Origin of the sequence: Phocaeicola sp. HCN-40430 (genome assembly GCF_037890285.1) — a bacterium.
GTDB classification, from domain to species: domain Bacteria; phylum Bacteroidota; class Bacteroidia; order Bacteroidales; family Bacteroidaceae; genus Phocaeicola; species Phocaeicola acetigenes.
In genome coordinates this window covers 46,316-69,161 of the sequence record NZ_JBBKBS010000003.1, presented here as the reverse complement: position 1 = coordinate 69,161, position 22,846 = coordinate 46,316, and the positions used below count along the sequence as shown (strand labels likewise).

The window sequence follows — 22,846 nt, the reverse complement described above, 5'->3', positions numbered from 1 at the left end:
AGCCCCTATTTTTCATAGAAATGAAACATTTATATCACACATTTTACATATTACCTTTTTCATACAAATTCAAGTTATGCATCTATACAAGCCCAACGTAAAGCAAATCACACACACTAATCTGCATTTCGGCGCGGTTATTCCACAGAATTTCCGTACCTTTGCAGCGTATTAATAGTTCGAACTATATATTAATAATCTATAAGTGCTATGATTCTATTTTTCAGAACACCCACTAACAGCGTAATTGCCACAGCATGCAATCAGGAACTTCATGCTGAGGACATCAACAAACTGTGTTGGCTTTATAGTGAAGCCACTCTCGAAACAGAAGATAATCTGAAAGGTTATTTCATCGGTCCACGCCGCGAAATGATAACTCCGTGGAGTACCAATGCGGTTGAAATCACCCAAAATATGGGCATCAACGGTATCCACCGAATTGAAGAGTATTTCCCTGTAAAGGATGAAAATGCCGATTACGACCCGATGTTGCAACGTATGTACAAAGGACTCGACCAAACAATCTTTGATGTAGACATCAAACCGCAGCCCATTGTATATATCGACAACCTGGAAGAATACAATGAAAAAGAAGGTCTGGCTCTTTCACGCGAAGAAATGGACTACCTGATGAAGGTAGAAAAAGACTTGGGACGTAAACTGACCGATTCCGAAGTTTTCGGTTTCGCACAGATTAACTCCGAACACTGTCGTCACAAAATCTTTGGGGGAACATTCATCATCGACGGACAGGAAATGGAGTCTTCACTGTTCCAAATGATCAAAAAAACGACTCAGGAAAACCCGAACAAAATTATTTCTGCATACAAAGACAACGTTGCTTTTGCAGAAGGACCGGTAGTAGAACAGTTCGCTCCGCAGGATCACTCTACTTCCGACTATTTCGTAATCAAAGATATCAAGACTGTAATTTCTCTTAAAGCCGAAACACACAACTTCCCGACTACTGTAGAACCGTTTAACGGAGCTTCTACCGGTACTGGTGGAGAAATCCGTGACCGTATGGGTGGTGGTAAAGGTTCATGGCCGATTGCCGGTACTGCAGTGTACATGACTTCTTACCCACGCTCAGAAGAAGGACGCGAATGGGAAAATGTTCTTCCGGTTCGCAAATGGCTGTACCAGACTCCGGAACAGATTCTGATTAAAGCATCAAACGGTGCATCAGACTTCGGTAACAAATTCGGTCAACCGCTGATTTGTGGTTCTGTGCTTACTTTCGAACACCAGGAAAACGGCGAAAAGTATGCATACGACAAAGTAATCATGCTGGCAGGAGGTGTAGGATACGGTACACAGCGCGACTGTCTGAAAGGCTCACCTGAAGCAGGTAACAAAGTAGTAGTAATGGGTGGAGACAACTACCGCATCGGTTTGGGTGGTGGTTCTGTATCTTCTGTAGAAACCGGACGCTACTCTTCAGGTATCGAGTTGAACGCTATCCAGCGTGCCAATGCAGAAATGCAGAAACGTGCTTACAACGTAGTACGTGCACTCTGCGAAGAAAATGAAAACCCAATCGTATCTATCCACGACCACGGTTCGGCAGGACACGTAAACTGTCTGTCTGAGTTGGTGGAAGACTGTGGTGGATTGATTCATATGGATAAGTTGCCTATCGGCGACGAAACTTTGTCGGCAAAAGAAATCATTGCCAACGAATCGCAGGAACGTATGGGCTTGCTTATCGACGAAAAAGCCATCGAACATGTACAGAAGATTGCAGAACGTGAACGCGCTCCGATGTACGTGGTAGGTGAAACAACCGGTGACCATCGTTTTGCTTTCGAACAGGCTGACGGTGTACGTCCGTTCGACCTGGCAGTAGACCAGATGTTCGGTTCGTCTCCTAAGACTTACATGGTAGACAAGACTGTAGAACGTCATTACGAAAATGTATCTTACGATACTGCAAAACTGAACGAATACGTAAGCCGCGTACTGCAGTTGGAAGCGGTAGCTTGTAAAGACTGGTTAACCAACAAGGTAGACCGCTCTGTAACAGGTAAGATTGCACGCCAGCAGTGTCAGGGTGAACTTCAGTTGCCGTTGAGCGACTGTGGTGTAGTAGCTCTCGACTACCGTGGTGAAAAAGGTATTGCTACTGCATTGGGACACGCTCCTCAGGCTGCATTGGCTAATCCGGCTGCCGGTTCTGTACTGGCTGTATCCGAAGCATTGACCAACCTGGTATGGGCTCCGCTTGCTGAAGGTTTGGACAGCGTATCACTTTCTGCCAACTGGATGTGGCCTTGCCGCGCTCAGGAAGGTGAAGATGCACGTCTGTATGCTGCAGTAAAAGCCTTGTCTGATTTCTGCTGCGAATTGCAGATTAACGTACCGACTGGTAAAGACTCTCTGTCTATGACTCAGAAATACCCGAACGGCGAGAAAATCATCAGCCCGGGAACTGTTATCGTTTCTGCAGGAGGCGAAGTTTCTGATGTCAAGAAGGTAGTTTCTCCGGTAATGGTAAACAAAGCAAAATCTACATTCTATCATATCGACTTCAGTTTCGACCAGCTCCGTCTGGGAGGTTCTGCTTTTGCACAGTCACTGAACAAAGTAGGCGACGACGTTCCTACTGTACAGAATCCGGAATACTTCCGCGATGCATTCCTTGCTGTTCAGGAACTGGTGAACAAGGGACTGATTCTGGCAGGTCACGATATTTCTGCCGGTGGTTTGATTACTACTTTACTGGAAATGTGCTTTGCAAACGTAGAAGGTGGTATGGAAATCAACCTCGACAAGCTGAAAGACCACGATATCGTAAAAGTATTGTTTGCAGAAAACCCGGGTATCGTTATTCAGGTAGCTGATAAGAACAAGGCAGAAGTGAAGAAGATTCTGGAAGACGCAGGTGTAGGTTATATCAAATTGGGTACTCCAAGCGAAGAACGCCACATTCTTGTATCGAAAGACGGTGCAACTTATCAGTTCGGTATCGACTATCTGCGTGATGTATGGTATTCTACTTCTTACCTGCTCGACCGCAAGCAGAGCATGAACGGCTGTGCCAAGAAACGTTTCGAAAACTACAAGCAGCAGCCAATCGAAGTAGTATTCGACAAATCATTTACCGGTAAGTTATCGCAGTTTGGTCTCGATCCAGACCGTCGCACTCCAAGTGGTATCAAGGCAGCTATCATCCGCGAAAAAGGTACCAACGGCGAACGCGAAATGGCATACATGCTGTATCTGGCAGGCTTCGATGTGAAAGACGTTACTATGACCGACTTGATTAGCGGACGTGAAACACTGGAAGATATCAACATGGTGGTATATTGCGGTGGTTTCTCTAACTCCGACGTATTGGGTTCTGCAAAAGGATGGGCAGGTAGCTTCCTGTTCAACCCGAAAGCAAAAGCAGCCCTCGACAACTTCTACGCACGTGAAGATACTTTGTCACTGGGTGTATGTAACGGTTGCCAGCTGATGATGGAACTGGGACTTATCACACCGGAAGACAAGAAAAAAGGCAAGATGCTGCACAACGATTCACACAAGTTCGAATCTAACTTCCTGGGTGTAACCGTACCAATGAACCGCAGTGTAATGTTCGGTTCGCTAAGCGGCTCGAAACTGGGTATCTGGGTAGCACACGGAGAAGGTAAATTCTCATTGCCTTATCCGGAAGAACACTACAACGTAGTATTGAAATATTCATACGATGAGTATCCGGGCAACCCGAACGGTTCAGACTACAGCGTAGCAGGTATTGCAAGTCAGGACGGACGCCATCTGGCAATGATGCCTCACTTGGAACGTGCTTGCTTCCCGTGGGAAAATGCATATTATCCACTCGACCGTGTACACGAAGACCAGATCACTCCGTGGATGGAAGCATTCGTAAACGCACGCAAGTGGGTTGAAGCACACAAGAAATAACAACTACTTTTCTTCATAAATCAGAACAAGGCTATCTCAATTAATTGATAGCCTTGTTTTTTTATACTCATATTTTCCAAAGAGTCTGTTTGCTTTTATAGCCAAAACTATTAGTTTTGCACTCACAAAGAACAGAAAACACACATTATGAAAAAACACATCATCCCTGCTATTCTGGCCGGAATTCTTGCTATGCAAGGCCATGCACAACAGCTCGACACTCACAACGAGAAACTGGATAAAGTATTCCAAATTGCCACACAAACCCTATACAACAATGTAAAAGACAGCATCATCAAGGCTGGAGGCTCTTATGGAGGAGAATGGACAAGAGATATTTCAATCAACACTTGGAATGCCGCCAATCTGCTACTACCCGAAGTTTCCGAATATTCTTTATGGCATGTAACTACCAACCAAAGAACACAAATCGGACATCAGTATTGGGATCAGATTATCTGGGTAGCAGGTGCCTACGACCACTATCTGGCTACTCAAGACAAGGCTTTTCTGAAACAGGCATATATTGCATCTAAAAATACAATGCAAAAGTTGGAAAACGAAGTCTTCGATTCTGAATATGGCCTGTTTACAGGTCCCTCTGTATTCAATGATGGAATAGCCGGATACGAAGAGCCGGTTTTCGACCCAAAGAACACCTCCAGCTATGTATTGGATTACCCCAATGCCAAGCCCATCAAATGCCTCAGCACAAACTGTATTTATTATCATGCCTACCAACTGATGGCGGAAATGGCTGACAGACTGAAATCTCCCCAAGAAGCTGAGACCTATCGCCGGCAAGCAGATACTCTGAAAGCTGCTATACGGAAACATCTGTTCAACACAGCTACCTGTCAGCTGAGTTATCTCATCGACGGACAAGGAAATACGCATCATTTTCAAGAAGGACTGGGTATGGCATTTGCCATCATGTTCGGGATTGTAGATTCCAATGAAGCTAAAGAAATAGTCGATAAAGCTTATGTAGGTCCATACGGATTGCCATCGGTTTATCCCGCATTCAAAAGATTCTCCAAACAAAGACCTGGAAGACACAATGTATTGGTGTGGCCGTTTGTCAACGCATTCTGGGCAGATGCAGCTCTACAAACCGGAAGAGCAGATAAGTTTGTATTCGAACTGGAGAACCTATGCAATCTGGTTTTAGACAGCAAGTCCTGCTTTTACGAAATTTATGATACGTATACAGGAAGAGTCTGCGGAGGATGGCAGACCGGACACGAAACCGGAAAAGACTACGAATGGGACTCCATACACGACCAGACCTGGTCGGCCACAGGTTTCCTGCGCATGGTATTCCGGGGAATCCTAGGATTGCAATTCACAGAAAACGGACTGCAACTGACTCCCAACCCTTATCTGATGAAGCATTTCGGATTCGAAACAATTTCCGACTTACGCTACCAGCAAGGAACACTCCGGATCAGACGCACCGGAAATGGAAATACAATCAAGGAAATCAGAATTAACGGTAGATATGCAGGACGACAAACAGCCTTAGTCCTTGCACCTCATCAGGGAAATACAGAAATAGAAATCATAACCGGAGAGTAAGGTTTATACCCTCTAAAAACGCGACTTGTATCGTGAGCTCACGTGACTTGTATCGAAGGCCAACGATACTTGTATCGTAAGCTCACGATACAAGTCACGTTTTTAGACATACTTTATTTATATTATCCTCAATAACCAATAAAACAAAATGGGAAAGGAGCACTCTCCTCACCCATTCTGAACCTTAACAATCTATGAAAAAAAGCAAGCCTTCGCAGGTTTGTTTCGTTATATTATAATCGTAATAACATATAAGTTTTTCCAACTTCTGTATTGATATCATATTCGTAATATGTGGGAGTTCTATACTCATTATCCCCTTTCCATTCTTTAGAAATAAGTGGAGAGACTATTTGTTGAGCTGCTAAAAAAGAATTGGGACAATTTCCTTTTGCTTCTTTCAGTCTACCATTTTTTAACTTCAAAGGCACCGAAGAACGAACACGCAACACACCACCTTTCTGAGAAATAATACGAGCTTCCTTCAACTTGCCATCCTCCCAGGCAAGTTTATCAAGAATAAAACCACCCCTGCAACGAAGTCCATTCACCTCACCTTCCGGTAAAGCATCCGGCAAAGCAGGCAATAAATGTACTGCACCCGCATGGCTTTGAACCAACATTTCGGCAATCCCGGCAGTCGCTCCAAAATTACCATCAATTTGGAAAGGAGGATGAGCATCAAACAAATTAGGATAAGTACCTCCATACGTTCCCTTTTGTGCTAATGTAGGAGTAAGCTGCTCCTTCAAAATCTGCCATACCTTATTTCCATCAAGGAATCTTGCCCACAAACAGACTTTCCATCCCATCGACCATCCGGTAGAATGATCTCCTCTGCCCCGAAGAGACTTCTTTGCTGCTTCAAAAAGTTCCGGTGTATCAAAGCCATTAATTTGACGGCCTGGATATACTCCCCACAGATGAGATACATGGCGATGGGTATCTGTCGGATCATCCCAATCATCCATCCATTCCTGTAATTGTCCCCAACGACCTATCTGCATAGGAGGAAGTTGAGACAATACATTCTTTACACTATCTTTAAAGTTTTCATGTTCATTGCATAAAGTTGCAGCTTGCAATGTATTACTAAACAAATCAAATATCATCTGATTATCCATCGTCACACCAGCAGCTATCGACACAGAAGAATGTTTACCGTTGATCATAGGACTGTTTTCTGGTGAATAAGATGGAGCTGCAACAAGCCATCCATGCGCAGGTTCTTTTACTAAAAAATCAAAATAAAAACGACATGCCTCTTTCATAAGTGGATAAATTTCTTTCAGATAAGAAACATCTCCTGAAAAAAGGAACCGTTCCCACAAATGACTGCAAAACCATGCATTACAAGTAGGCCATACTCCATAATACGGATGATCCACTGCTCCCGTCGCACACCAAATATCTGTTATATGATGCAAGGTCCAACCTCTGCAACCATACATCTGAGCCGTTTCCTTACCCTGTATGGCTGTATTTTTTACCAAATCGATGAATGGCAGGTGCATTTCTGACAGATTGGTAATTTCAGCAGGCCAATAATTCATTTCCACATTAATATCATTGGCAAACTTACCGTCCCAAGGAGCCAGTCTTTTTTCATTCCATATCCCTTGCAAATTGGCAGGCTGTCCACCCGGTTGCGAAGACGAAATCAGCAGATAACGTCCAAACTGAAAGAATAAAGCAACCAAATCAGGATCGTTTCCTTGTGCAAACTCCCTAATACGAACATCAGTTGGTTTATTACCTTGCAAAGTATGTCCCAAATCCAGTTTCACTCTATCGAATAAACTGGAATAGCGAGCGACATGACGTTGCTTTAATTCAGCAAACGACCTTTTCCCCTTCAAATAAAAAGCAGCTTTTTCTTCTGAATTACCTGATACATCCTTATAACTAAGAAAATTCGTACCGATAGAAAGGTAAAGAGTAGCCTCATCAGCCTCTTCTATATATAACAGTGAATCCCCCTGCTGTATTTGCTTTCCTCCCTGTATATCTACATCCAATAATGTAGTAAACCGTACCTTCCCCTCTATTCCTTCATGACTGTCCGCTTTCCCATCCAAGCGCAATAACCCATCGGAAGTAACAGATACATTTGTCCGATCGTAAGGAGTACGATAACGTGCAGAAAAGGTTATCTTACCTTTTTCTGACGCTTTTAGTCTGACTACTAATAGCTGATCTTCCAGCGAGACAAAAGATTCCCGTTCAAACTCCACACCTTCAGAAATGAATTTTACCTTTGCTACAGCTTTTTCTATATCCAGCTCCCGATAATACTCATCATACGATGCGATATCAGGAAAAGTCAGTTGTAAACTTCCTACTGTCTGATACGGCATACCATATGCCTTGTTGGGAGCAAGAATAGCCTTCTCACACAAATCTTGTGCTTCCTTATTCTTTCCCTCAAAAATCAGTTTTCTTATTTCAGGAAGATAAGCAGCTGCCTGAGAATTCGTATTATTATAAGGAGAACCTGCCCATACAGTCTCTTCATTAAGCTGAAAGCATTCTTCATGAGGGTTACCGAACATCATAGCACCTACTCGGCCGTTACCTAATGGTAGAGCCTCTACCCAAAGATTAGCTGGTTGTTCATACCATAGTTTTAAAGGAGTTGCATCCAAACCTAAAGACACAGCAAACAGCAAGAAAGACAAAAACTGTTTCTTCATAAAATAGTTATTCTTTTTAAAATTTCAAGTAAAATAAAGAGACTGTTCTCTTTCAGATAAGAAAACAGTCTCTTATCTCAAGGTAATTATTCTATTGCATACAATTCATTAAAACGAGGTCCTACATATGAACTAACAGCACGATTTACTGTTAATCTAAAATATCGACACTCCACAGGAATAAAGAAATTAATACCATATTCCTTATCTCTAATAGAATTAGTAAAGGAATAATTTCCTGTTTTACCTTGATTGATCCATTCCTCACCATCCTCACTTGTATATACGGTAAAAGACTGAGGAGCGTAAGAATATGAAGTATGCTTAAAATGGAATGAAAGTCCTTTCAAAATATGCATCGTACCCATATCCACCTCTATTGGATGAGTAGAACTACGCTGACCTTCCCACAATGTTTCAAGATTTCCATCAATCAAATTAATAACCTTTGAAGAGTTTACAGCACATGTAACAGTCCAGTTACTACGATCTAATTTAGTACCTGAAGCTATTTCCGTATTCTTACTATTTATATTATTTACAGTTACGGAAATAGGATAATATACAGTTCCGGCTGTAGAACTGGCCTGAACTCCTTTATCCTCAGAAGCGACTCCTTGTATAGACAAAGGAATTAAATAGCTACCACTTTCTATCTTAGAATAGTCAAGTTTTACAGAAACTGAATCTGCAGATTGAAGTAAACCTGCCTGAATCAATAAGCTACCTTCTACAGACAATGCTTCTGCCGGAAAGGATTTAAAGGATGTTCCATATTTTTGATTATAGGTTGCAACCTGAGTTTCGTCATACACCACACAAGCATGTACATCCACAGAAGTTTCCCGGGTCAGGTAAAGAGGAAATTTTATTTCATCAATTCCTTTTATTACCATACTACCATCATCTGCATAAGTCTTTTCAACTGATATATCAGATGACCAGTTTCTCATATAAACAAACAACTCTTTAGAATTCAAGTCATCATTACTACATGACAATCCCAAGGATGAAATAATCGTCAATAAGAGAAAACGTATAATTTTAATTTTATTCATAGCACTATTTATTTTATTCCTTTTGGGTATTCCATATTCCTCCCTTTATAAAGTAGGAATATGAAATACCTAATGACTGAAAATCTATTTTTTATTTCTCAGGAGGGAACTTTTGATCTTTCCAAATACAACTCTTAAGCAAATTCATATGTCGTCCATTCTTCGTATAATCATGAATTAAAGTTCCTTCTCCCTCATTCATTTTCCAGTAAGAAATCAAACCTTCTGATTCTGGATTTACAGCATACATATTATTAGCTATTTCAGCCTGTGTTCGAGCCACATTCCAGATTCTGGCCTCACTTAATGCCCCTGGGTTTCCAATAGCAAAGGCCAACTTTTTCCAAGAAATTTTAGTATTTGGTTCAGGATGACTAGCTATAACATCAAGTTCCCCATTTAAATATAATTTAACTGAAGCACCATCACAAGTAACCGCAACATGATACCATTTTTTCTTTTCACATAAAGTTACTGCATGGATAGGCAAATTCAACAGTGTTAACTGGAATTGATTTTCTGGAAAACTATGCTGTCCAAACCGAGCAAAAGTATTTGCTTTTCCATCTAATCCATCAAAACGCAAAATATGTTTATTCAAAGAAAAACTTTCATTATAAACCAAAAATTCTATTGTCCAACTCAGTAAATCCTCAATAGGTTTCTCTCCATCCTGAATTTCATAAGACATTGTTGGTGAAGCTCCTGTCGCTCCTCCTTGAGATGAATAAATAACCTTTGTCACAATCATTTTATCACATAAAAGAATTATAGATGAAGAAGGTTGTAAAATATCCACATCTGACGCTTCCTGCAATTTTAAAGGAATAGCATATTTTTCTGCCATCTCTAAATTATCATCAAATGCTTTTATATCAATATCAATCATAGAAGAAGACAATTCTCCTGCTTTTACAATACACTGATTGCTTTTTAAGGAATAATAGCTGTCCGGAAGTAATTTATAATTCGTTCCATGCTTTTTATTATATTCATCCAAGACGGAAGAATTAACTCCAATCTCTGCCGTTACATCATAATCCATAGGAGAGGCCAAAGATACATAAACAGATGTTTGTGCTCCGTTTTCTTCAATCGTAACCTTTTTCAGGTTCTCATTTACAGCTTCACCAAAATAAATACCGTTTGCCAGAGGTTCATATACCTGTTTACAGGACAACATCAGCACGGACAATAAACCATAATATATAAAATTTCTAATACTCATAACTTTTTTATTTTACAGCAGGATTCATAATTTGAATAGATTCACGCATGTATTTATAATTAGGGAAATTATTATAGTCCAACTCCATATGAAAAGCTCCACACCCCCCAGCTTTTTTATCGGCAGCCCAATTAGCCATGCCAATCAACGACGGAACCACCTCACCGGAGGGCATTGTAAATGGCACTCCCCCTGTACTAAAATACTGCTGAAATTCTTCGCATACCAAAAATTGTTCCGGTTTCCAACCAAAATTGACAGCACTATTAAAACGATCATTCAAAGAAGAATAGCTATTAGCCCTATAGGCTTGCGAAATTGCATAATTAAAATAAGGCAATATTTCCGGTAAAATAAAAGTTACTTCTCCATCCAAAATCAACAATTTATCGGTTCCAGACATCGGTCCAAGTTCTTTACCCAATTCTTTTACAAACAAAGCAACCTGTTCCTTATCACTAAAATACCCTGCTCCACCATAATTCGGTTCATAATCCAAGTCTATTCCATCGTATCCATATTTCTGAACCGAATCACAAAGGGCATGTGCATATTGAATCACCCCTTCGGGACTCTGAGGAAATCCAAGCCCTACATTCTGCATCAAAAATGTAAAAACTACTCTCTGCCCCTTTACATTTTGCACATAACGTAAATCTTCTATTTGTTTAGGGGTCAAATTATAATAATACTTTCCAAAAACAGAAAAGATATCCACACTATCCGGTGCATTTGCCAAAGCACCGCGCATACTGGAACCATTTGATCCATCCCAATAACCAAACCAACCGAACGACAGCCGATGATCTGACCGTCTGTACGCTCTCAGATTTTCCCAATATTCTTCTGTTTTAGAGAAATTGTTGGAATTATTCTCTAAATCAACTCCTGTTTGAGGTTCAGGCAATGTCCAGTCATCACATGAATAAAAAGCTAATACAAGAGAGACAGACATTAAGAATTTCAATATTTTATTTTTCATAATTATTATTTTAAGTATTCACTAAAAATTAATGTTCTCTGACATCCCACCACAGGCGAGTTCCTCCACCATCGTATGGAGTACTTAATAATAAAACTGCTTTAGTTACGTTTTCCTTGTTCAATAAATATTCAGAAGGAGGGAAAGGAACTCTTCGTGGTCCGATATTACTGTTTACATCCTGACTGAAATTATCAATCATCGGGAACTGCTTAGGGTAACCGGTACGTCGGTATTCCGACCATGCTTCTGCCCCATTAGGATACAATGCAATCCACTTTTGGGTGATTATGCGCTCCAACTTCCTTTCTTGAGTATCACCCTCATTCCATTTAATTGTTATATCCGACAACTTATTGGCATTATGGGCCGGGAACACCAAGTTCTGATAATCAACTGGAGTAGATAAATCATCAGCCAAATAACCTTCTACACCGGAAGTTCCTTTTTCTTCAAAAGAAAGTTTTACTCCGGCTTCATATGCCTCGGCTGCTGTAATTCCCATATTCCATCCACGCAGTGCACCCTCAGCCTTCAGGAAAGCACATTCTGCAGCGGACATCCACACCATAGGATCTGTAAAGTAAGACTTTGGCGTTGAAAAATCTTTCCATTTAGTTTTTGAAGTAATTGCAACTCCCGTACGTCCTCCCCAATATCCGGATTGACCATTAATCGTAGTCTGTACAAAATAACTGGCCAAACGAGGGTCGTTGTATCCCACCATATACGACTGAATAACCGAGCCCATTCGGCAGTCACTATAGGTATCCCATAAAGTCTGTAAAGGATTCTTTACCACCAATCCATGTCCCGATTTCAATGCTGCATTTCCATCATTTCCTGAGATAACTCCATATTCATGATTTACTGCTGCTTCCGCATTAGTACGAGCCAGTTCAGGGTCTACATAACTGCAACGCATAGCAATACGAAGTTTTAAAGAATTGGCAAATTTTACCCACTTCACATAATCTCCATCATAAACCAAATCATAGTCAGCTAAAGGAGTAGCTCCCGGATTTTTCTTGGTAAAGTCAGTCAAGGTATTGATAGCGGCAGTCAGCTCACTTAAAAATGATTTATAAAGTGTTTCTTCCGAATCATACTCAATTTCCAAGGACCCACCTTGTGCTATTTTAGAATAAGGTAACGGACCAAATAAATCTGCCAAACGATGTATGGCAGCCACCTTCAAAATAGTAGAAAAAGCCACTACCGGATTGTTAATATCATTTCCCTCGTTTTTCTTTACACTCAAGTCAGCTCCAATCACACTTACCAAAATTTTCTCATAAGGTAAATCAGTCCAATCGTCAATGACAAAATCACAAGTGGTACCATTATGACCTCCGTTCCATTCTCCAATACCGCACATATATCCAGCATAAATGTCACCAGTCAGATTCTGAGAAACCTGGTAAGCATGGTCATTTACCGGCATAACTGCCATCTGCATCTGAGGGAAAAATGCCCCAACACGAAAATTATCTCCATCCAGCATATCGTCCGTCACTTCATCCGGATTGGTATTATACTCCAGAAAATTTGCAGTACATGATGAGAAAGTGAAAGGAAGCAAGGCTGACAAACCTATTACCGCCAAACAGTTTTTGAATTTATAATTTATGTTTTTCATCATTTCAAAGTATTTGTCAATTAATATTCCACTCTAATACTAAATCCAAGACTACGAGTACTTGGTAACATAAAGTAATCGAATCCCTGATAATAAGTGCTGGTAGATGAAGCTATTTCCGGATCGAAAGGAGCCTTATTATAAATCATCCACAAATTCCGTCCTACCAACGAAAGTTTTACATCCAACAGATTATTAAACCATTTTTTAGGAAAACGATAGCCAAAAGTCAATTCCTGCAAACGGACATTCGTGGCACTGTATACATATTGAGAAGCCATACCTGTTTCACCACCTCCAATATACTGATAAAAGTACTGCGCATCCAATTTACCGTTATTCACCGGAACACCTCCATTATCTCGGGCAATGGCCGAACGCTCAGAAACACCATAATTGTCGAGCGCTGCTTCGGTAGCTGATACTACTTCTCCCCCTACACGGGCAGTAATAAGAAAGCCCAAATCGAACCCTTTATAGGTAAACGAATTTCTAAAACCTAAATTATAATCCGGATTGGCATTACCTATCTTGTGTACATCTTCTACTGGAGTGCCTAATCTTCCAGATTCATCCACATAGATATCGCCCTGATTATCCAAATACAAACGGTTAGTAGCATAGATATCACCGATAGAACCACCTTTTACCAGTTTCATCAGATAAGTACCTGTTTTTGAAAACTGCAATTCAGGCATTACGATAGGCTCACCGGTAATCGGATCTGGAAATCCGTCTACCAGACTCATAATTTTATTTCTATTCAAAGAAAATGTCACCTGACTGTCCCAGTTAAAACCATCAAACAGTTCATCGCTATATCCGGCAGAAACCTCGAAACCATAGTTGCGTACATTACCTGTCTGAACAATGATACTTGAAAAGCCTGTGGAAGAAGACAACGGAGCATTGAATGTCTGATCTTTTGTATTCGAATGGTAATAAGTAAATTCCAAATTGAACCGGTTCTCAAACAATCTCAAATCGAATCCCAACTCGTAGGAAGTTGTCATTTCCGGATAAAGTTTATCAATAGGATAACGAGTAATAGTCTGAATCACTCCATTTTTATCGTACGGATAGGTAGGAACAGAAATAAACCGCTGAATAGGTGAACCAACCTGACTATAAGACCCTCTAAGTTTAAGAAAAGTCAGCCAATCCGGCATCTTGAACATTTCAGAAACCAAAGCAGACAAGCCTACAGACGGATAGAAAAAACAAGGTTGTTCAGTATTTGCCAACTGTGAAGCCCAATCATTACGAGCAGTAGCAGTCAAATATACCATACCTTTATATCCCAACTCTGCACTGGCAAATACAGACTGTGTCTGCTCTCTCCATCGTTCTTGTCTAACACCGGATGAAGCAGCATTCAAATCTATATTAGAAACGGAAAAGAAATTAGGAATCTGTTTCAGATGACCATGATAATCTGATACATTATACTGTAAATCAGAAATACTTGCACCCACATTGGCTGTTAAGTCGAAATTTCCAAATGCTCTATTTAAATTGGCAATAATATCAGCATAAGTCTGTCTGCTCTGGTTTTTCTCGTTCATGTAAAAACCATATTTTTGAGCAAATTTTCCACTCGTTCCTGCATACAATTTCTTTTCACGGATGCCATATTCATTATCTATTCGGGCACGTCCCACTATATTCAATCCCTCAATAATATCCCATTTTATACTTGCATTCAGCATATAACGATCTTTATCGCTAGTAAACATATTTCGGTTGATAATCCAGTAAGGATTCTGCATACTAGTACCTCCATCCCCATAAGGCCAATACTGAACCGGAATATTTCTGGATTCATCGTAACGCTCGTACAAGCGCAATTTATCAAAATTTTCTCCACGAGGAAAAAGATACAACGGAATCAACGGATTGAAATACTGTCCCTGTGTACCTGGATTCTGATCATTCTGCACAACATAAGTAGCACCTACATCTACCGTAACCTTATCATTAAACATTTTTGCCGTATTGCGGAAAGTAAAATTATATCGGTTGTAATCATTACTCGGCATGATACCTCCCGCATTGTTAGTCGAAGCAGAAATAAATGTCTGATTTTTTTCAGTACCCGTAGAAACAGATAATGTTGTGGTTGTATTAAAACCTGTCCGGAAAAAATCCAGCGGATCATAATCTGTAGGCTGCTCTAACTTAGCCCCCCAACTCATGTATTCCCCTGGTACATTACCATATGTATTTTGAAAACGTGGAGTCACAAATGGTTTCATAAAATCTGTACTATGTGCCAGTGTCACCTTTGCCTTTCCTACCTGTCCTTTTTTAGTGGTAATCAAAATCGCACCATTGGCTGCATTGCTACCATACAAAGCTGCAGCAGAAGGACCTGTCAGTACAGACATACTTTCAATATCTTCTGGATTGATATCCGCAATACTTTCCGTTCCCGGACGTTTAAACATATCATCAGCAGCTTCTGTTTTAGTATTATACAAAGGTACACCATCAATCACATACAATACATTATTGTCTTTTGTAATAGATTTTGCACCACGCATCACCACTTTAGTAGCTCCACCTACACCACCTGAAGAAGCATTAATTTGCAAACCGGCTACTTTACCTGTCAGTGAGTTTACGAAGTTAGCATCCTTTGCAGCTGTCAATTCTTCTGACTTTACTTCTTTTAAATTATATCCTAACACTTTCGATTTACGTTTGATACCCAATGCAGTCACTACTACTTCATCCAACACTTCGGTATCTTCCTTCAGTGTTACATTCAGTATTCCATTCGCATCGGCTCTCAGCTGCTGACTCTTATAGCCTACATAAGAAACTTCCAACAACGAATTAGCAAATACATCCAATGAAAAGTTACCATCGAAATCGGTGATTGTACCGTTTGAGGTTCCGTCTTCCCTAATTGTTGCTCCGATAACAGGTTCCCCTTTTGCATCTACAACCTTACCGGTAACCTTGGTTCGCTTACCAGTCTGTTTTTGAACGGACTGTATTTTTTTAATTATAATTTTCTTCCCCTGAATTTCATAACCGACCCCTTGTTGTCCGGACAGTATCTGTTTCACTACTTCATCCAATGTAGCATTGTCTGCCGAAATCGAAATACGCTGTTTGGTATCCACATCGTTCGAAGAAAATACGAACGAATAACCGGATGTTTTTTTCAACTGCTCCATTGCTTCTTTCACCGTCACATCATTGACTTTCAACGATATATCTTGAGAGAAGGCCGATAAATGAAAGCAAAAGGCTGTTGAGGCTATTAGCATAGCCTTACTAATAGATCTCATAATTCTTCTGATTTAAGTTTAAAAAAGATAATTTCTAATTGATAAGAATTAAGGATTTACTATATTTGTAAAGTCCTAAATTTAAGTTGTTTCGTCCCAAAAACAACTTCTATTCAATCGGAGGATGTGTCCGCATGCTCCGATTTGTTTTTTATCCCGTTTTTTTACAATGTTTCATACGCAATAGGCTTTTAAGGTTTAACATTCATGCAAATCAATTAATATAATATGTATTTTCCATTTTCGTAACGATAACACATCTGATTGGTAGAAGCAATGGTAGATAAAATCTCTTCGATGGTATTCCCCATTACCGTAAAGCTACCATAAAAACGACGATTACGCAAAGAATCGGCCACTTCTATCTGCACATCATAACTCCGCATCAGACGCTTGGCTATATCTTCCAGTAAATCTTCATCAAAAAATAATTCATCGTTTATCCACAAATTGGAACGAGAAGCATCGGTACGTGTTTTTATCATTTCTCCTGTCAACTTGTTCATCACCATTTTTTCATTGGGTGCCAGATAAAGTTCAGGCATTGATTTTACTTCATTGTGCAGAGATACCTTTCCTTCCATCAAATTTACAGTCACTTCTTCATCATCCGAATAGTTACGGAAGTTAAACTTGGTTCCTAACACCTTCAAACCGACTTCACGAGTCTGTATTTCGAATGGGAGCGCTTCATTACGAGAAACTTCAAAATAACCTTCTCCCTCCATATTCAACCGTCTGTCGTCTACCCCAAAGCCTTGTGAATAGGCTAACCGAGAACCTGCATTCAGCCACACCAATGTACCGTCAGGCAAATACAATTTTGTACGGGCTCCCATAGGGGCTTCTACCACAATATCCGAAAAAGAATGTCTGACTGCTTCTTTGCCTTGCCAGTAACCTACAAACGGAAGCAACAAAATCAGTATCACAGCTGCCACCCGAAGGTAAGTTTTCCAAGAGCCGAAATATACTCTCTCCTTTCTCTTTTCAAACACATGTATATCTGCAACAGGAATTTCATTTTCCTTAGCCACGGCAGTCCGCTCAAGAAAACGTTGAAATGCTTTTTCTTTATCAAAAGAGATATTTTTAGCTGCTTCTTCCGAAGCGAACCACAATTCCAAATGCTGACGGATATACCGACGGTTTTCTTCTGTCTCCGAAGCCCATTGTGTCAAACGGTCGAAGACATTCCGATCTAATGTACCATTCAGGTAATCTACAATCCATTCATCTATCTGTGTATGCTTATCGTGCTGCATAATTCAAGTGCTTTTATAGGTAAGACAAAAAAAATGAATAAGCGGGTAGTGAAAATATTATTTTTTTCCGTTTTTCTCTAAAAACCTTGTTTTCTCCCTCGTTTTTCTTGATAGACAAAATATCAAATTTCCATAAACAAATACACCAACAACAGCTTCAGATAGTTTCCAAGACGCTTCTGAAGAAAAGCCAGTGCCTGCTTGATATGATATTTCACGGTATTGACCGATATTCCCAATTCCAATGCTATTTCCTCATATTTTTTCTGCTCAAACCGACTTTTTTTGAACACGGTACGACATTCTGCCGGAAGTTCTTCAATGCTCCGGTATAATTCATCCTCCAGTTCCTGCTCCAACAACATTCCCAACGGATGTTCGGTTTCAGTAAATAAGGTATCGAGAAAATCCATATTCTCAGGAAGTAAAAAAGAGGAAAAAAGCAGTTCTTCACGACGAGCCCTCGAATTCAGCTCATTCAGGCAACGGTTCCGTACAGCTTTCATCAGATAAGCACGTATAGAATACGTGATTTCTACCTCTTTCCGATGTTCCCACAGGTAAAAAATCACATCATCTACAATCTCCTCCGAGAGTGCTGCATCATTCAATATCTGGTTGGCAAAACGACAGAGAAGTACATAATGACGGTCGTATATTTCACGAAAGACTTTTTCATCTCCCGCCCTCAATTGCTTCAAAATCAATGGATCCATCATATTCCCCGAAAAAAGCTTTGTTTGATAAAAATATCTGCCAAAATTACAAAAATCAAACAAACCTCCAAAAGAAGTACTAGTTCTTTCCTAATAGTTTTAAGATAAGATGCGAATTTTCACTCAGCACTCATCATATACCCTCTAAAAACGCGACTTGTATCGTGAGCTCACGTGACTTGTATCGAAGGCCAACGTGACTTGTATCGTAAGCTCACGATACAAGTCACGTTTTTGCAAGGAAACAGAAGCAGAAAATTCCTTTCAATTCCGAGAGATATATACACAAAAAAAACGCCACAAACGGAGACTACCGTTCGTGGCGTTTTCTATTTTTATCTAGATAGAGATTATACCAAGTGTGCAATCAGTTCTTCACGATCGCCAGCCAAAAGGTCGATTACCGGAATTTCAATCATGGTGTAGCATCCCGGTTTCTGGCGCATAGAAGCACGAGCAACGCAAACCAAAACCTGAGCTGTCAATGCAGGGTTGTTGATCTTCATATCGAACTCGAACAACTGGTTGTGAGTCTTACCTGATACACCTTTACGAACCAAGTTCACACCGTGACCTACGTCGTTCAAATCGTCTACACAAGGTACCTGGATTACGTGTGTTTCGTCGTTTACAAAGTAAGGGTCAGCTTTGATAGCAGCTTCTACAGTCTTGAAGTCAGCACCTTCTTCCAATTCTACATATACCATACGGCGGTGGATTCCGGTACCAACAGGAATTGTCATAGACAATGCATCTTTTACACCTTCGATAGCACGGACAGCCACAGAGTGTCCCATACTACGGCCCGGACCAAAGTTAGTATAAGTGATACCCTTCGGAGCAATTGCTTCCAGCAATGTACGTACTACAGAGTCGCTTCCCGGATCCCATCCAGCAGAGATAACAGCTACTGCATTACCAGCCTTAGCCGATTCGTCCAAAGAACGGCGCAAAGAAGTAATCTGTGTATGGATGTCGAAACTGTCTACAGTATTGATACCCATAGCCAAAATCTGTTTTGCATATTCTTCTACGCTACGAGTCGGAGTAGCAAGGATAGCTACATCTACATCCTGCAATTCCTTAATATCTTTTACCACCGGATAGTTGGCCAATTCTGCCGGCTTGTTTTCTGCTCCATGACGACGAACCACACCTGCAATTTCGAAATCGGGTGCAGCTTCCAGTGCTTCAATTGTAAACTTACCGATATTACCGTAACCTACTACGGCTGCTCTAATTTTTTTCATATTTCTTCTTTTATTTAGTGAATACTCTTAATTTGTTTTTCCTCTTATCTATATAACAAAAGAGGGATGAATTTTGATATTGCAAAAATACAGAATTAGAATCATTCTAAACTAATAGATAGGCCACGTTTTTGAAAATATTCTGCTCCAACTTACAATTTATAACTTTCTTATGGTTATTTTTGTATTGAATTTATAATTTATCAGTAAAATATGATTGAATATATCAAAGGAGAACTTGCCGAAATTACTCCGGCGGTAGCAGTAGTAGAATGTAACGGAGTAGGTTATGCCATCAATGTATCGCTCAACACCTTTTCTGCCATTCAGGGAAAAAAGGAAGTAAAGCTTTATATTTACGAAGCGATACGCGAAGATGCCTACGTATTATATGGTTTTGCTACCAAGCAGGAGCGAGAGCTCTTCCTTTTACTCATCACCGTTTCGGGTATCGGAGGGAACACTGCCCGCATGATTCTTTCGGCACTGAGTCCGTCGGAACTGTGTAATGTCATCAGCAGCGGAAACGATAAACTGCTGAAAACGGTAAAGGGTATCGGACTGAAAACAGCGCAACGCATCATTGTCGACCTGAAAGACAAAATCGCCTCAACCGGCATCCAGCCTGCAGAAACCGGAACAGCAGCAAATACCATGCTTCACTCCGAAATATACGAAGAGGCTGTAGCCGCACTCACCATGTTGGGATTCCCGCAAGCTCCGTCGCAAAAGGTAACTGCCGCCATTCTGAAAGAAACTCCGGAAGCTACCGTAGAGCAAGTCATCAAACTGGCCTTGAAAAGATTATAGAGACTTTTCCGGTGGCAGGTAAAACTTTTACTGCTGCCGGCTTGTTCTATATATATTACTAATCATTTAAATACAAAACACTATGACACACACAATGCCCGAACTTCCTTATCCGATGGAAGCACTTGCTCCACACATGAGCAAAGAAACATTAGAGTATCACTACGGCAAACACCTGCAGACTTATGTAGACAACCTGAACAAACTGATTCCGGGTACACCTTATGAAAACAGTACTTTGGAAGAAATGGTATGCAAGGCAGAAGGACCTGTATTCAACAATGCAGCTCAGACATGGAATCATACTTTCTTCTTCCAAAGCCTGACTCCGGCACAGACCGATATACCGGCCTCACTGGCCGATTTACTGACACGCGATTTCGGTTCGGTAGAAGCCTTTAAGGAAGCATTTGCCAAAGCAGCTGTAGGATTGTTCGGTTCCGGATGGGTATGGCTGGTTGCCGATGCAGAAGGTAAATTGTCAATAAAAGCAGAAAGCAATGCAGGAAATCCACTGCGTCAGGGACTGAAACCTGTACTGGTTATCGACGTATGGGAACATGCCTATTACATAGATTATAGAAACCGTCGCGCCGCATTCGTTGAAGCGTTCTGGCATTTGGTAGACTGGAGAAAAGTAGCAGCACGCTGCTAAGCTAAATATCCAAAAAACAAAAAGATTTCCTTCTTTCCGAAGGAAATCTTTTTTATATCATACTCTTAAGAGACATCAGATATATATCAAAAACTTAATCCACAAGCAAAATAAGCTCCCTCTGTAGCCGGATTCCAGCCAACCCGTGCAAACAAAGGAAGAGAAAAACGGTCAGTCACAAGAATCTCTTTTTCCACTTCCAGCCCTACATCGGAGATAGCAAAGCCATTCACTCCATCATAGTAATAATCGGTAGCATAAGGCACAGCACCCAATTTAGCTACACACTCTAATCCAGCCAAAGTAAAAGGAACCTCTAATGAAACATACGAAGAATAGGCGCGATTTCCCTTTGCATTCACACCATCGTATCCGGCAATATTAGTAAACCAATTCAAGGCAAGCATACCAAAATCATATCCTACCTGTGCTTCAAATGTATGCAATGTATTCGTGGCTCCATAATGAAAATATCCGATATCACCGGCTGTCCAGTAATCGGCTACCGAAACAGAGAACCCTCCCGTTTCATATCCTAATGTCAAATCTATTTCTTTAGGCTCTTCCGAATTGAAACCGGTACTCCCCCATGCAGACAGATAGAATCCTTTGTATGACACGGTCACTTCCGGCTGTACACAAGCTGTACCAACCTGCTCTCCACGCCACACATACGCACTGGCAAAATCAATACTCAAGTCTATTTTCGGTTTCTCTTGTGCCATCACTCCCAATGGCCACAACGCCAACAGGCTTGTTATCAAAGTCTTCATTCTTCTTTACCAGCCTCAGCTTCTTCTATTTTACGGGTAACAAACTGAATCTTCAGATTGGCCTCTTTCTGTTCTTTCTTTATCTCTTCAATACCAGTCAGAATACGGGCCAGTTCGCTTAGTTCAGCAATAGCCTTTACATCATTAGGTTGCATTACAGTCTTGTAATTACGGTCGCCGATAAATTCCAGACGGATATTCTTCTTATCACGGTTGGCAACCAGAAAAGCTATTACCCCTCCGTCATTACCCAATTTATAATCAGCTTTCTCAATAGCCTTTCCCAAATCGGTGGTTTCATAACTATCCGGCGAAGCAGGTGTTTCGGCAAACAAATCCCCGGCTGTCACTTTCACTGCCGTATGATGAATATTTCCTCCTGCACAATAGATGGAAGTCAGCGACATTTCTCCCAATTCATTGACCTGTCCGCGTAAGAAAGAACGTCCGATGTTTTTCTCTACAACCTGAGTTGGATAGAAATAATTGCCTACCTCCTGATAAGCCGTATCTTTCTCCAGCACAAAACGTCCCTTTATTGAATCCAGCTCTGCCTGCTTCACCGCCATTACACTATCCAGATAAACCAGGGTTTTCTGCTGTTCTTTCAAATCGACCTGCTGCATAAGACGCACAGCTGATTTTCGGACATCAAATGCTTTGGGATATAAAGTACGTATACTGTCAATCTGCAATTTAGCCAGACTATAGTCTCCATCAGCAAACGAAAGTTCTGCACGCTGAAACAATTCACCCGCTTTCTTGTCGTCGCTGCCACACGCTGTCAGCAACGCTGCCAATACCAAGGTTGTCAATCCTGCCTTCTTCATATTACTATACTTATTTTTCATGGGGCAAAATTACAATTATTTCGCCTATCTACCTTAAATTCATGACTTTTTTCATGTTCATACCACTCAGCGGATAGAAAGAAAAGCAGAATCATCTTCACTGGAATACATACAACTTTCAAACATTAGGAAGG

General features: G+C 40.7%; 15 protein-coding genes. 4 read left to right on the top strand and 11 right to left on the bottom strand.

What is annotated here, in order from left to right; translation table 11 throughout:
• Positions 1–210: 210 nt before the first annotated feature.
• A complete protein-coding gene (gene purL / locus WKU26_RS02085; protein ID WP_340320735.1) occupies positions 211–3,915 on the top strand; it encodes a phosphoribosylformylglycinamidine synthase in 3,705 nt (1,234 codons plus the stop codon).
• Positions 3,916–4,062: 147 nt separating this feature from the next.
• Positions 4,063–5,493 carry an MGH1-like glycoside hydrolase domain-containing protein gene (locus WKU26_RS02080; RefSeq protein ID WP_340320734.1) on the top strand — a complete coding sequence of 477 codons (1,431 nt, stop codon included), beginning with the start codon at positions 4,063–4,065 and terminating at the stop codon, positions 5,491–5,493.
• Positions 5,494–5,726: 233 nt separating this feature from the next.
• Here WKU26_RS02080 and WKU26_RS02075 read toward each other — a convergent pair whose 3' ends face one another.
• The 9 genes from WKU26_RS02075 to WKU26_RS02035 all read right to left on the bottom strand — a co-directional run bounded on the left by WKU26_RS02075 (position 5,727) and on the right by WKU26_RS02035 (position 19,623).
• Positions 5,727–8,186, bottom strand: a complete 2,460-nt coding sequence (locus WKU26_RS02075) for a glycoside hydrolase family 95 protein (RefSeq protein ID WP_340320733.1) — start codon at positions 8,184–8,186, stop codon at positions 5,727–5,729.
• An 86-nt stretch (positions 8,187–8,272) separates the two neighbouring features.
• Positions 8,273–9,244: a BT_3987 domain-containing protein gene (locus WKU26_RS02070; RefSeq protein WP_340320732.1), complete on the bottom strand. Its 972-nt coding sequence runs from the start codon at positions 9,242–9,244 to the stop codon at positions 8,273–8,275.
• 91 nt (positions 9,245–9,335) lie between these two features.
• Positions 9,336–10,472, bottom strand: coding sequence for a DUF1735 and LamG domain-containing protein (locus tag WKU26_RS02065; protein ID WP_340320731.1), 1,137 nt, complete (start codon positions 10,470–10,472; stop codon positions 9,336–9,338).
• Positions 10,473–10,479: 7 nt separating this feature from the next.
• The gene (locus WKU26_RS02060; protein WP_340320730.1) at positions 10,480–11,454 is read right to left on the bottom strand and encodes a glycoside hydrolase family 18; all 975 of its coding nucleotides are present in this window, start codon (positions 11,452–11,454) and stop codon (positions 10,480–10,482) included.
• Positions 11,455–11,482: 28 nt separating this feature from the next.
• Positions 11,483–13,096, bottom strand: coding sequence for a RagB/SusD family nutrient uptake outer membrane protein (locus WKU26_RS02055; protein WP_340320729.1), 1,614 nt, complete (start codon positions 13,094–13,096; stop codon positions 11,483–11,485).
• 17 nt (positions 13,097–13,113) lie between these two features.
• Positions 13,114–16,392 carry a TonB-dependent receptor gene (locus tag WKU26_RS02050; RefSeq protein ID WP_340320728.1) on the bottom strand — a complete coding sequence of 1,093 codons (3,279 nt, stop codon included), beginning with the start codon at positions 16,390–16,392 and terminating at the stop codon, positions 13,114–13,116.
• A gap of 218 nt (positions 16,393–16,610) precedes the next feature.
• Positions 16,611–17,657 (bottom strand): FecR family protein, encoded by a 1,047-nt coding sequence (locus WKU26_RS02045; RefSeq protein WP_340320727.1) that lies wholly within the window; start codon positions 17,655–17,657, stop codon positions 16,611–16,613.
• Positions 17,658–17,779: 122 nt separating this feature from the next.
• Positions 17,780–18,376 (bottom strand): RNA polymerase sigma-70 factor, encoded by a 597-nt coding sequence (locus tag WKU26_RS02040; protein ID WP_408636060.1) that lies wholly within the window; start codon positions 18,374–18,376, stop codon positions 17,780–17,782.
• Between the two features lie 347 nt (positions 18,377–18,723).
• The gene (locus WKU26_RS02035) at positions 18,724–19,623 is read right to left on the bottom strand and encodes a diaminopimelate dehydrogenase (protein ID WP_178265971.1); all 900 of its coding nucleotides are present in this window, start codon (positions 19,621–19,623) and stop codon (positions 18,724–18,726) included.
• 213 nt (positions 19,624–19,836) lie between these two features.
• Between WKU26_RS02035 and ruvA the strand changes: the two genes are divergently transcribed.
• Together ruvA and WKU26_RS02025 are read left to right on the top strand one after the other, a co-directional pair.
• Entirely contained in the window at positions 19,837–20,433 is a 597-nt protein-coding gene (gene ruvA, locus WKU26_RS02030) for a Holliday junction branch migration protein RuvA (protein ID WP_338158140.1), read from the top strand.
• A gap of 82 nt (positions 20,434–20,515) precedes the next feature.
• Positions 20,516–21,088 (top strand): superoxide dismutase, encoded by a 573-nt coding sequence (locus WKU26_RS02025; RefSeq protein WP_340320726.1) that lies wholly within the window; start codon positions 20,516–20,518, stop codon positions 21,086–21,088.
• An 86-nt stretch (positions 21,089–21,174) separates the two neighbouring features.
• Here WKU26_RS02025 and WKU26_RS02020 read toward each other — a convergent pair whose 3' ends face one another.
• Both WKU26_RS02020 and WKU26_RS02015 read right to left on the bottom strand, forming a co-directional pair.
• The gene (locus WKU26_RS02020) at positions 21,175–21,861 is read right to left on the bottom strand and encodes a hypothetical protein (protein ID WP_445323201.1); all 687 of its coding nucleotides are present in this window, start codon (positions 21,859–21,861) and stop codon (positions 21,175–21,177) included.
• Positions 21,858–22,691, bottom strand: a complete 834-nt coding sequence (locus WKU26_RS02015; protein WP_340320725.1) for a hypothetical protein — start codon at positions 22,689–22,691, stop codon at positions 21,858–21,860. Before WKU26_RS02015 ends, WKU26_RS02020 begins: the two co-directional genes overlap by 4 nt.
• Between the last annotated feature and the right edge of the window lie 155 nt (positions 22,692–22,846).